Genomic DNA, 12638 nt, shown 5'->3' with positions numbered 1-12638 from the left:
GACTTATAAACCGCTTCCATAGTTATGCATGATTTGTATAGAATGTCATTTTTCCGAAAAATTTTCACAATTCTCACAAAAAGACTTTATTAATTTTTATTTTACTGGCATAATAGATAGTAATGAAAAAGAATGTTAAAGTGGGTGAGTAAATGAAAAGTGGAGAAAAAGATTACTCGGTAAAAGAAGCGATGATTTTCAGCCAACGCATTGCTCAATTATCGAAAGCGTTATGGAAATGTGTAGAAAAAGATTGGCAAATGTGGATTAAACCTTATGATTTAAACATTAATGAGCATCATATTTTAACAATCGCTTATCATTTAAAAGGGGCTTCTATTTCTGAGATTGCTAAGTTTGGAGTTATGCACGTATCAACGGCGTTTAACTTCTCGAAAAAGCTGGAAGAACGCGGCTATCTTGTATTCTCGAAAAAAGAGGATGATAAACGAAATACGTACATTGAAATTACAGACAAAGGGGAAGAATTACTACTTCGCTTAATGGAGGAGTATGACCCTGAAAATAATTCAGTGTTTAATGGGGCCCTTGCACTTCGTAATTTTTATGGGAAGTTCCCAGAAAATATCGAACTGATTGCTATCTTGCGTAACATTTACGGACAAGACTTCATCGATATTTTTGAGAAATCATTAGAAGATATTGAAGAGAACTTTACAGAATCCGATCAGAAGTTAGTTAAGAAGTAATCTATTTACTTTTTCGCAATCATGCTTAAGAATTCATTCATAAGCGGTTTGAATAAACCTTGTTTTGCTAGCGCTTCCGCAGTTTCGTGTACTTCGAGCTGATGTGGAAGCGCTTTTTCAAATTGATCTAACAGCGCATCGAACAAAAGAAGCCCTTCAGCTTTCTCCACTACATATTGTTCGTTCAGCTTTTCACAAAGATTTAGTATACGTTCAATATCTTTTTTACGAGCTTTTTTCTTTATGATCAAAGAATAAAATGGACACTTTTCTTCATCAATCATTTTAAATAGTAGGTCTACGTAGTATTCAGCTTGTTCTAATCTTCTAACAACGTCCATTTTCTCCCTCACTTTCTAACACAAAGTCTTCTATTTCTGAATTTTATAACACGAACAAAATATCGTATGATACAATATATAGAGTATATGTATTTTAGCCAAAAGGAGGTCTCGCCTCATGACACTTATAACAGTTGTTTTTGTCGCATTCGCACTTCTTGTTATATTTTACACGAATTTCATGACACATACACTGTGTGAACGAAAACAAATATCTGCGAGCCGCCAACCCGGTGTGTTTCGGGTTATTAATGTATGTATAACAATTTTATTAATTTCTAGTTATATAGAAATTATATTTCATGGAAAGTGAGGAAGGAAAGCCCCTTCCTCACTTTTTTCCTCTATAAGCAAATTATACCTACTATAACCAATAAAATAAACAGTACAAGTAATAAAATAAGTTGAGAATTCATCCCCATCCCCTCCTCTTTTCTGTATATGCGGCATACGCCCAATATGGTACACCTTCAAAATCTGACACGTACTGGTTAATTTTTCTTTATCAATATGAAAACACGTCGAAATATGATATATTAAATTTTGTACATATTGCTTATACTATGAAATAAATGACACGCATCTTAACTTTATCCTAAAGCCTCGGTAAGCCCTGTTAAGCATGCTTTCCCAACATAAAAAGCAAAAGTATCAGTGAGACTTAATCGGGCTCTAATGAACTAAAATTCATTGGTATAGGATAAATTAAAAATACATAATAGTAGGAGTGTTTATCGAATGAAGAAAGCTATGCTTGCCTTAGCCGCAACAAGTGTAATCGCATTATCAGCATGTGGAACATCATCATCAGACAAAATTGTTACATCTAAAGCTGGTGACATTACAAAAGACGAATTCTACGAGCAAATGAAGACACAAGCTGGTAAACAAGTACTAAACAACATGGTTATGGAAAAAGTACTTATTAAAAACTACAAAGTTGAAGACAAAGAAGTAGACAAAAAGTACGATGAAATGAAAAAACAATACGGTGATCAATTCGATACACTATTAAAACAACAAGGTATTAAAGAAGAAACGTTAAAAACTGGTGTGCGCGCTCAATTAGCTCAAGAAAAAGCTATCGAGAAAACAATCACTGATAAAGAATTAAAAGACAACTACAAGCCTGAAATTAAAGCAAGCCACATTCTTGTAAAAGATGAAGCAACTGCTAAAAAGGTGAAAGAAGAACTTGGACAGGGTAAATCTTTCGAAGAGTTAGCGAAACAATACTCTGAAGATACTGGTTCAAAAGAAAAAGGTGGAGACTTAGGATTCTTCGGACCTGGTAAAATGGTTAAAGAATTCGAAGAGGCTGCTTATAAACTGAAAAAAGATGAAGTAAGCGAGCCTGTAAAATCACAATTCGGTTACCACATCATTAAAGTTACAGACATTAAAGAACCAGAAAAATCATTCGAGCAATCTAAAGCTGACATCAAAAAAGAAATCGTTCAGAAGAAAGCACAAGACGGCGAATTCATGAACGATCTTATGATGAAAGAAATCAAAAAAGCTGACGTAAAAGTTGACGATAAAGATTTAAAAGATCTTTTCGAAGAGAAGAAAACTGACGCTAAAAAAGAAGAAAAGAAATAATGAAATAAAAAGCTCGGGCTTAGGCCCGAGCTTTTTTTGTATACCCTCTTCTCTCGGTAGTTATGTCTGATTCGGTAAATGAAATTATATAGTTGGTCCTCTGAATAAATTATATCGGCGATTTTTCAAATATATCGACCGCAACTCCAATTATATCGGCGATTTTCGAAATATATCGGCGCAATTTCGATTATATCAGCGATTTTCGAAATATATCGACTTACCGACAAAAAACGACAACAAGCGTGACTCTCTCTATAAACACAAAAAAACCTTGATCCACGTATCATGGAACCAAGGTTTATCTTATTATCATTGATTAAATGAAAAAACTATGTTAAATTAGTACAGAAACACGTTTTCTAAAAATAAAAGAACATATTTATCCTTATCTTAATTTTACACCAAAACACATCTTCAGTCAACCTCTATTTTTCACTTTTAAAGGAGTGCTATCGTATGAACAAAAAACTTGATCAAGAGCAAAAACGATTGGATACCGTAATCGAAACGATTACGCAGCAAATTGATAAGCTGGAAAACGAAACTGGCAGACGCCGGGCAGAAGTAATCAATATTCGTAAACACTTTTGGGATGATGTGAAAGTGAACACGGATACTTTTGATGATTATCTTGAAACAGTTATCAACTTAAGACAACAAGCTCAGTCACTAGCTGTCACACAAATTACTCATAAGCACACCTTTAATCGACTTGCCGCACTAAAACGCATGCATAAAGCACCTTATTTTGGACGAATTGATTTCAAAGAAGAAGGAGAATCTGCTGCGGAGCAAATTTATATCGGCGTTGCTACACTTACTGATGCTAGCGGAGAAAACTTTCTTATATATGACTGGCGCGCACCCATTTCGAGTGTCTACTACGATTATCCACCAGGACCGGCTGAATACAGTACACCAGGTGGCGTAATTCACGGTAATGTGGAGAAAAAATTACAATACATTATTCAAAATGGCGAGATTGATTCTATGTTCGATACGAGCCTTACAATTGGCGATGAAATCTTGCAACAAGCGCTCGGAAAAGGCACAAACAAACATATGCAAAGTATCGTTGCTACGATTCAGCGCGAGCAAAATGAAATTATTCGTCACGATGAAGGCCGACTCCTTATCGTACAAGGAGCTGCTGGTAGTGGTAAAACATCTGCTGCCCTGCAACGAATCGCCTACTTACTATATAAATATCGCGAATGGTTAAAAGCTGATCAAATTATTCTCTTCTCCCCTAACTCTATGTTCAACAGCTACGTTTCTAACGTACTACCTGAACTCGGCGAAGAAAATATGCAGCAAGTGACATTCCAAGAATATTTAAATCATAGACTAAGTAAGTCATTTGACGTGGAAGATCCTTATGAACAATTAGAATATATGCTAACTGAAACGAATAGCTCTACCTATAAAATGAGAAATGCGAGCATTCGCTTTAAAGCATCTACTCAATTTTTCGAGATGATTAGAACGTACAGACAATCTCTTGAATCTTCAGGTATGCTATTTAGAGGAATGAAATTTAGAGGAAAGCTAATTGTTTCTGCGAAAGAAATTACAGAGCAGTTTTATAATACCGATTCCTCCCTTCGCTTCCATAATCGAATTGAAAAGTTAACAGATTGGCTAAATAAACAAATAGATGAAATTGAAAAAGCAGAATTGAAAAAGCCTTGGGTAGAAGAAGAAATTGAATTACTTAGTAAAGATGAATACCAAAAGGCTTATAAATATTTACAGAAAAAAGGCGAGTTTGACGACAACTCCTTTAATGATTTTGAAAAAGAAACGAGAGTACTTGGACGTATGATTGTCCGTAAAAAATTGAAGCCACTGCGTAAAGGTGTTCAAACATTACGCTTTATCAATTTCACGGGCATATATAAACAACTTTTCACAGATGCATCATGGGGGACTGGAGAAAAACCGAAAGAATGGGATGACATTTGTTCTTTAACGGTGAACATGCTCGATGAAGGAAAACTATATTACGAGGATGCGACTCCATTTTTACTTTTAAAAGAGTTAATTGAAGGCTTCCAAACGAATAGATCGATTAAACACGTACTCGTAGACGAAGCGCAAGATTATTCGCCGTTTCAGTTCGAGTTTTTAAAACGTCTCTTCCCTGCCGCAAGAATGACGGTACTTGGAGATTTTAACCAAGCAATATTTGCTCATGCGAGTGAAACAGTTAATTTCGATACACTTACTAGCTTATACGGTCCAGATGAAACGAACGGTATCAACTTAACTCGTAGCTATCGCTCAACAAAACCAATCATTGAATTTACACGTGCTCTCGTACCGGAAGGAAAGAACATCCATGCATTTGAACGTGACGGTGAGAAACCTACAGTGACGAAAGTAGCGAATGTCAACGAACTGCACGAACGTATTACTGCCAAAGTTGCTGAATTACAAAAACAAAATCACAATACAATCGCAATTATATGTAAATCTGCAGCTGAAAGTGCTGCTGCATACGAAGCACTTAGTCATATCGAGAATATTAAACTCGTGAAGAGTAACTCAGCCGAGTATGAGCAAGGCATCGTCGTGATCCCTGCTTACTTAGCGAAAGGTATCGAATTTGATGCCGTTATTATTTACAATGCTTCTAAAGATGTATACAGCGATGAGAGCGTTCGTAGATTATTCTACACTGCTTGTACGCGCGCAATGCATGAATTACAACTTTATAGCGTTGGCGAGGTTAGTCCTTTTATTCTTGAGGCTGATTCGGAGAGTTTTGAGCTTATTACACCTTGATAACAATCAAGGTGTTTCTTTTTTGTGCAGGATTTACAACTTTAAAGTAGAATATATCAGTTTAGAAAAAAGTTAAGGAGCGAAAAGATGAACCATTATTTTATTACTATTTATGACGGTGAATTTCCTGCCGAAAAATTACATACCATTTTACAATCTAATCAAACTTTTACTAACCTAAACGTCCGCACCATTTCAATCTCCTCACCAAGACCTTTCACATTATTAGTTGGCGAAGAACACGATACACTCACAACTGGACTTACAGACAAATACCACTTATTCACGAAAGAGTTGCAAACACTTGAGCAGCAAGAAAAATACTACTATGTATACGATTATAAAATTAGAAAGACCATCGAGAATCCTATCCAAAAATGCTTTCCATTTGCACAAATCCATATAAGTGTTATGAAATTCCATCAAATGATTCAAAAAGTAAAAGACTTAAAACGCCCTGTATTTGCAGGTTATAATATCGTCTCTCATGATGCAGACATACTTACGATTGATGTACTTCTTTCTTCACCTTTATTGGATCCTAACACTTCTGAAAAAGATGCGACAGAATATGCTTATTTACAGCAGCTAGCTGAATCAATTTCTCGTTCTAAATTATGTACTTCTATTAAAGCGAGTTCACTTATTTAAACATAAAATGAAACTTTATCGCTAAGTTAGAGTTGTTCCATTATAAATTTAAAAAGGTGTGCTATCCGAAAAATACTATTTTAATAAGAAGGAACCCAAATCAAATTACTATGTAGGAACAAAATAATAAAGAGGGTAGCCCTCGGCATACCCTCTTTACTTCGCCCCTTAACTTTCTGAAGTCTGCGAACGTTTTATAAACAAAGCCACAACAACTGCAAGTAGTGCCAAACCAAAGCCAATTGTAAATGCGTTATGCACGCCTGAAACCATTGCTTCTGTCAATTGAGCTGGGTCAGTCGGATTTGAAGATGCATCCAAATATTTCTTCTGTCCGGAAGTCATAACGCTAATAAAGAACGCAACTCCTACCGCACCCGCTACTTGTGATAGAGTATTCAAAATAGCTGTTCCGTGAGGATAAAATCGCTTCGGAAGTTGGTTCAAACCGTTCGTTTGCGCCGGCATCATAATCATTGAAATGGATACCATCATAGTGACATGTAATAGGATGAAAGTTATTTTAGACGTATCTGCCGTTACTTGTGTAAAGAACCACATCACACTTGCTAATAACAGCGTCCCAGGAATAATAAGCGCTCTTGGACCAAATTTATCAAAGAGCTTCCCTGAAACTGGCGAAAGCAGACCATTCAATAGACTACCAGGAAGCATGATAAGACCAGTTGCATAAACAGTTAAACCTAAAGCACCTTGGAATAGAAATGGTAGTAACGTCATTGTCGAGAACATTGTCATCATCATGATCGTCAATAAAATTGTCGTTAGCGTAAACATCGGATATTTAAATGCACTAAGATCTAGTAATGGCTCCTTCAATTTCAATTGACGTAATACGAAAAATAGAAGTGCTACAAGGCCAATTAGAATGATTCCATACACCTGGAAACTATCCCAACCTTCACCTGAGCTACTGAATCCATAAACAATCCCGCCAAATCCAATTGTAGATAAAAGAATAGATAATACATCTACCTTTGGTTTAGTAGGCTCTGAGACATTTTTTAAATAAATAAACGCGAAAACGATAGAAAAAATTGCGAATGGCAAAACGATATAAAATAGCCATCTCCAGTTCAACGTTTCCAAAATAATACCTGAAAGTGTCGGTCCAATAGCAGGAGCGAACATGATTACAAGCCCAATACTCCCCATTGCCGCTCCTCTCTTTTCAGGAGGATATAGAAGAAGAATCGTATTCATTAATACGGGCATCATTAATCCCGTACCTGCCGCTTGTAACAAGCGCCCCATTAATAATATAGAAAATCCAGGCGCAATTGCACTTACAAGTGTACCGAAAGTAAAGACTACCATAGCACCTATGAATACTTGTCTTGTTGTAAACCATTGTACTAATAAAGCAGAAGCTGGAATTAGCACAGCAACTACAAGCATGTACCCTGTTGAAAGCCATTGAAGAGTTGCCGGTGTTACATTCAACTCAATCATTAATTGTGGAAAAGCAACGTTCAATAATGTCTCATTCAAAATGGTAAAAAACGCCCCAATGATCATCGATATTAAAATTGGGAGTCTTTTCACATTGTCAAACTCCTTTGACTGCGAAGAAACAGATGCTGTTTGAGCATTCATACATAAACCTCCTTGTATTCTTTTATAAATTTTTATTAACTTTGCTAGTCATATTTAACGTAGAAGCGCCCGTACCAAATTGAAAACGATACAGCACAACTACAAGTAGGATCAATAATGACATCACGCCGAAAATATTACTATACATATTTGCAGCTTCATTTGCAACAAAAGGATTTAGCTTTAGTGAAGTCGATCCTTTATCAAGCAATTTCCCTACTACACTCATGGCCATCGCGCCAGATATGAAATTAATCATCGACAGTAATCCCATTCCAACACCTGTCTCTTCCTTTGACAGTGTTTGTGAAATTGTATTAGACATTGAAATCTGCATAAAGGTCTGTCCTACATTTCCGAAAATTAAAATCAATGCTATGACAAAAGCCGAGACCCCAATGAAAGTAGATAATAATGAGAAAGCAAGGAATATGAATACTGAGGCAATAAAAACGAGTGCAAAATTGCCCCGAGTATCAGCTACCCTTCCTCCCTTTCTTCCCATAATTGCCGAGGCAATTGCAGCTGGAACTAAAACAAAACCAATATTCGAAGGAGTCAATCCATTTACTGACGATAGAAATTGCGGCGTCATGAATGTCATGCTAAAGCTCATCGCTGTCGTCATAAAAGCAAGGAGTAACCCAATCGAAAAGTTCTTATTTTTAAACAAAGTCGGTTTAATAAAAGGCTCTGTAGCTTTTCTAATCCGCAAAATGAAGAAAGCTAACGTAGCAAATCCACCAAGGAATAACAGCACTTGCATTTGCGTAATAGCAAGCAAGAAGAACGCGACTGATACAGCTAATAGACCTCCGCCAAGAATATCAATACTACCCGCCTTCCCTTTTGCATTGTCTAAATACTTTCTAAAGAAAGGTAGCGTTAGAAGCGGTAGTAATGAAAGAACAAACATGAGCCTCCAGCTTCCAAAACTCGTAATTAATCCAGCGGCAACGGGCCCTAAAGCATTCCCAAGCGCCAAACCAACTGCTGAAGTTCCAAGCGCACGCCCTCTTTTTTCTGGCGCAAAGTACCTAACCGGAATAATCATCGCTGTTGCAGGAAGAACAGAAGCTCCTGCTGCTTGAATAACACGCCCTAAAATGATAACCCAATACTCCGTAGCAAGTAAGCCAAGCAAGGAACCTAGAGCGAAAATAAGTAATCCATACGTCAACAAATCTTTTAGCCGATATTTATCCGCCAGTTTTCCCATTACGATGGAACCAACAGCATAAACGACCATATAACTCGTCATAATCCAGCTGCAATAGATATCATTCATATTTTAATGCAATCGTCCAACTATGTTCAAAGAGAATTCCAATCTCAATTGTCAGCCCTTGACACACCTTATCATCTAACAGGCCCAAGGCTACGCGTTCTATCCACCGTTTCTGAAAATGGTCCCATTCGAATGAACGCATTAGCTGCTAAATTAGGCGTCAAAGCACGTACAGTTACCGATTTTGTCGATGCACTCGAACAAGACAAGCTCCTAATTCGTATACCAGATCCAACTGATCGCCGAGCTACATTAATTCAACTTACTGAACGCGCGCACTCCAATATGGAAAAGGCGCTCGCGTTCCAAGACAAGGTCGCAGACGATATTTTACAAAACCTCACATTAGAACAACGCGAACAGTTTTTTGAACTTCTATTACTATTAATAAAAGATAAGCAAATTCCAGATTCATGCGGAGAAGTTGAGAACGGAAAAACTTGTTAAGTGTGTAAATAAAACCACCTACACCCTAAGAAATATAGGGACTAGGTGGTTTGTTTTTTAAGCTGATTTTCTCGCTGGAATGTCTTTACGTCGATATACACTTAGTACGATTCCCATTATAAATGCATGAAACAGAGTTGGTACTAATCCATAACTAATAAAAGGTAATGATATAGAAAAACGTGGTAATATCCCGAGGATCATGCCAACGTTACAAATACAATGGATTATAAAAAGAGTCACTCCGCCAACGAGGAGCAATTTACCATAACCGTCATTTATTTTATAAGCTATGTTCATTTTTCTTACTGCAAAAAGAGAAAGAATGAAGACAATAATTAACGCAAGCACATATCCATAATAGTAAGTCAAACTCGCAAATACAAAATCAGTATGGGTAGCGGGGATAGACTTTATATTTCCATATGTACCAAACCAACCTGCTGAAGACATCGCCTCTTGTAAACGTAAATCCCATTGATCATGCGCTGGGTTTATAAATCCTAAAATTCTAGCTATCCGATATTCTTTTACAACAGACCAGGAAAATAGATCCCTAATAATCAATGGTACAATAGGTAAAATCGTAATGAGCCATGCCGTTTTCTTTCCTAGCTTACTCCACCAAAGCATAACGAATACCATCGTAATATAGATGAAAATGTGTAAAAGAATTGCTGTAGTTGAAAATAGATATAAAGAAAATACGTACAACATAAGAAGATGCATAAACTTTAACCTACTATTATTGAAAAAAGAAGTCCAAGCTAGAAAGAAGAATGGTATCGTCATTAAACAATCAATTTTGATGGGGCCAATTTTTATTATTGCTTCCCCAATCACGTAACCAGTCGGAAAACATTTTATAGCTAACAAGATAAGTATTCCAATTGTATAAAACAGCCACCCGAGTCTTTCTAGCTTCCGGTAATCAAGCAACATCATCCCAATAGCTGTGGCAATTCCAAGAGTCATAAAAATTATTTTGTTCATTAGTAAATCGTTCGTATGCCCAAGAGCGATTATTGGCAAAAACCCTAACCCCATAGCAGCCACTAACAAAATAAGTAAAAACCAATCAATCTTTGGCTTATGCAGTTTGTTAAGCTCCTGCCCTAACTTACTTGGACTTCCCATTTGTTCCACAGCTTTATTTTCAGCAACTTCCTCACTTAACCCTTTATCCATCCACATATTCTTCGTCTGTTTTAAGTGAAAGTCTAGTTCCGCTGCCACCAAGTCCTTCGCTTCTTTTGATTTAATATGGTTCGTAACTTCTTTTAAAAAACGCTCCCCTTTTTTATTCAATTTTTTCTCACTCCTGTACTAAGCCTTTTAATATAAATCGTGCCTTCGTAGCATTCTTCTCTGCCTTTCGCAGCATTTTATTTCCTTTATCATTTAATTGATAATATTTAGCTCCTTCGTGATCCCAGCTAGATTGGATAAAGCGATTCTGCTCTAGACGATGTAACAAAGTGTATAGAGACCCTTCATTACCTTCAAATGTTTGAATCCCTCTCACCCGTAGTAACTGCATCAATTCATAACCTGTTTTTTCATTCATAAGAAGTTGCAACACTGCTAAAAGGATGTCTTCTTCTTTTTCGGACGATTGATTGATTTTTTCACGCACCCGCTTCTGGTGCTGATCAGAAAAACTCAAATGTTTAAAAGTTGTGTTCTCCATTGATTTTCGCAAGCCTTTTAATCGATCTTCCATTTGACTATTCCTCCAATCCTTTCTTCAAAAGCTCCTTTGCTTTTTTCAGCCTCGTTTTTATCGTGTTTTCCTTCACTTCTATTACCGTAGCAATCTCTTTAATTGATAACTCTTCATAATAAAATAGATAAATGACTTCTCGATATTTGATCGGTAAATTCATTACTGCAGAAGCAAGCCTACTATCCTCTGCATTTTGAATAACTATTTGTTCCACACTTTCTTTTTGACTCTCCATATACGTAAAGTCATCCTCTGTCACGATGACCTTTTTGTTATACCAACTTTTTAAATAGTCCTTACAATGATTAATCGCAATTCTCCATAACCATGTTTTTAAGTTCGAATTTCCTTTATATGTATGAAGAGATTTATAGCATTTCACAAATATATCTTGCATTACATCCTCCGCAACCTCTTTATTATTCACATATGAATACACAAGCTGTAAGACTTCTTGTCCATACTTGTTCATTATTTCGTCGATAAGGTCCTCCTTATCTTCTACTTCAAACGCTTCTATCATTAATTCATCCACAGCCTTCCCTCCTTCCCATATATTAGACGATACACTACATGGAAAAGTTTTATAAATTCATAAAAAAATTCGGCTGACAATGTTCATACCGTTTTGTTACGCCTTTATAGATGAACTACCTCTTTAACTTCCACATAATATTTTTAATCACGCTTATACTATACGTACTTAAAGTTACACTTCATTTACTTGTAGAAGATAAGCTTCTTTTTTTCAAAATTAAGTTTTAATCTATATTCACTTTCTCATGATATAATTTCATTTCTCTACACATTCAAATATCCTATTACAACACATATACTATATGGAGGCTAAAAATAAGAATGACCAAGAAAACAATTATAACTTTAATAACCATCCTAACATTAGCTTGCGGATGTACAGTCGCATTAGATGCGCCAACCCAAACTAGTACTGCTTCTCTAAAAACGGAGACTTTCACAGGATATGTTATTTCAATTGACACTGTATACATACTCGTGGCAGATACCGCTACACAAAAGGAAGCACTTTCCTACTCAGAGATGGAAGCAATAAAATTCATTCCAAATAAACTATTAAAAATCCCTATCGAAAAAAATAGGAATTATCAATTGGGAGATAAACTCGTTATATCCTTCGGCGTAACGACTAAATCTACACCACCAATCGCAAAGGATGCTATCGTTGAAAAAATACCTAATGAATAGTACCTTAGGAACTTTTGATTCCATCAATTGCTCCATTCTTTTTAAAATAACCTTTTTATAAAATCACTTTCTTAGCAAATTGCATATAATGAACCGAATAGTCGTTACAATACATTCACCTAAAGAGCGCCTCTCTCCCAAAGCGCTCTTTAAGTTTGCAATAAGGATTTTGTCTTAGTTTTATATCGTCAAGATTCTCCTCACCTCTAAAGACCGCTAAATGAAAAAGAGAACCCATTTCA

12 protein-coding genes and 1 pseudogene are annotated in these 12638 nt (G+C 36.2%); 7 read left to right on the top strand and 6 right to left on the bottom strand.

What is annotated here, in order from left to right; genetic code table 11:
* Positions 1 to 152: 152 nt before the first annotated feature.
* Positions 153 to 710, top strand: coding sequence for an HTH-type transcriptional regulator Hpr (locus ACVWY7_RS05075; protein ID WP_000834918.1), 558 nt, complete (start codon positions 153 to 155; stop codon positions 708 to 710).
* A 5-nt stretch (positions 711 to 715) separates the two neighbouring features.
* Here ACVWY7_RS05075 and ACVWY7_RS05070 read toward each other — a convergent pair whose 3' ends face one another.
* Positions 716 to 1051 carry a DUF1878 family protein gene (locus tag ACVWY7_RS05070; protein WP_000383655.1) on the bottom strand — a complete coding sequence of 112 codons (336 nt, stop codon included), beginning with the start codon at positions 1049 to 1051 and terminating at the stop codon, positions 716 to 718.
* Positions 1052 to 1169: 118 nt separating this feature from the next.
* Between ACVWY7_RS05070 and ACVWY7_RS05065 the strand changes: the two genes are divergently transcribed.
* The 4 genes from ACVWY7_RS05065 to ACVWY7_RS05050 all read left to right on the top strand — a co-directional run bounded on the left by ACVWY7_RS05065 (position 1170) and on the right by ACVWY7_RS05050 (position 6094).
* The gene (locus tag ACVWY7_RS05065) at positions 1170 to 1364 is read left to right on the top strand and encodes a hypothetical protein (protein ID WP_000172692.1); all 195 of its coding nucleotides are present in this window, start codon (positions 1170 to 1172) and stop codon (positions 1362 to 1364) included.
* 425 nt (positions 1365 to 1789) lie between these two features.
* On the top strand, positions 1790 to 2653 hold the full coding sequence (prsA, locus tag ACVWY7_RS05060) for a peptidylprolyl isomerase PrsA (protein WP_073525428.1): 864 nt from the start codon (positions 1790 to 1792) through the stop codon (positions 2651 to 2653).
* 459 nt (positions 2654 to 3112) lie between these two features.
* Positions 3113 to 5443 (top strand): RNA polymerase recycling motor HelD, encoded by a 2331-nt coding sequence (gene helD, locus ACVWY7_RS05055; RefSeq protein WP_456523691.1) that lies wholly within the window; start codon positions 3113 to 3115, stop codon positions 5441 to 5443.
* Between the two features lie 87 nt (positions 5444 to 5530).
* Positions 5531 to 6094, top strand: a complete 564-nt coding sequence (locus tag ACVWY7_RS05050; RefSeq protein WP_456523690.1) for a hypothetical protein — start codon at positions 5531 to 5533, stop codon at positions 6092 to 6094.
* Between the two features lie 168 nt (positions 6095 to 6262).
* Here the strand turns inward: ACVWY7_RS05050 and ACVWY7_RS05045 are convergent, their stop codons facing one another.
* Both ACVWY7_RS05045 and ACVWY7_RS05040 read right to left on the bottom strand, forming a co-directional pair.
* On the bottom strand, positions 6263 to 7711 hold the full coding sequence (locus ACVWY7_RS05045) for an MDR family MFS transporter (RefSeq protein ID WP_105989716.1): 1449 nt from the start codon (positions 7709 to 7711) through the stop codon (positions 6263 to 6265).
* 22 nt (positions 7712 to 7733) lie between these two features.
* A pseudogene (locus ACVWY7_RS05040) lies at positions 7734 to 8981 on the bottom strand (MFS transporter); the annotation flags it as partial.
* 24 nt (positions 8982 to 9005) lie between these two features.
* Here ACVWY7_RS05040 and ACVWY7_RS05035 point away from each other — a divergent pair.
* Positions 9006 to 9446 (top strand): MarR family winged helix-turn-helix transcriptional regulator, encoded by a 441-nt coding sequence (locus ACVWY7_RS05035; RefSeq protein ID WP_073525420.1) that lies wholly within the window; start codon positions 9006 to 9008, stop codon positions 9444 to 9446.
* Between the two features lie 57 nt (positions 9447 to 9503).
* Here ACVWY7_RS05035 and ACVWY7_RS05030 read toward each other — a convergent pair whose 3' ends face one another.
* Genes ACVWY7_RS05030 through ACVWY7_RS05020 form a run of 3 tightly spaced genes read right to left on the bottom strand, consistent with a single transcriptional unit; the run spans position 9504 to position 11707 of the window.
* On the bottom strand, positions 9504 to 10754 hold the full coding sequence (locus ACVWY7_RS05030) for an FtsW/RodA/SpoVE family cell cycle protein (protein ID WP_456523689.1): 1251 nt from the start codon (positions 10752 to 10754) through the stop codon (positions 9504 to 9506).
* A gap of 7 nt (positions 10755 to 10761) precedes the next feature.
* Entirely contained in the window at positions 10762 to 11169 is a 408-nt protein-coding gene (locus ACVWY7_RS05025) for a PadR family transcriptional regulator (RefSeq protein ID WP_456523688.1), read from the bottom strand.
* A gap of 4 nt (positions 11170 to 11173) precedes the next feature.
* Positions 11174 to 11707: a sigma-70 family RNA polymerase sigma factor gene (locus ACVWY7_RS05020; RefSeq protein ID WP_456523687.1), complete on the bottom strand. Its 534-nt coding sequence runs from the start codon at positions 11705 to 11707 to the stop codon at positions 11174 to 11176.
* A 323-nt stretch (positions 11708 to 12030) separates the two neighbouring features.
* Here ACVWY7_RS05020 and ACVWY7_RS05015 point away from each other — a divergent pair, with 323 nt between their 5' ends.
* Positions 12031 to 12396 carry a DUF3221 domain-containing protein gene (locus ACVWY7_RS05015; protein WP_073525417.1) on the top strand — a complete coding sequence of 122 codons (366 nt, stop codon included), beginning with the start codon at positions 12031 to 12033 and terminating at the stop codon, positions 12394 to 12396.
* Positions 12397 to 12638: the final 242 nt, after the last annotated feature.

The sequence above is a fragment of the Bacillus sp. TE9106W genome (genome assembly GCF_054062215.1).
The sequence above is the reverse complement of the archived record's forward strand: the minus strand, read 5'-3'. Positions and strand labels throughout refer to the sequence as shown.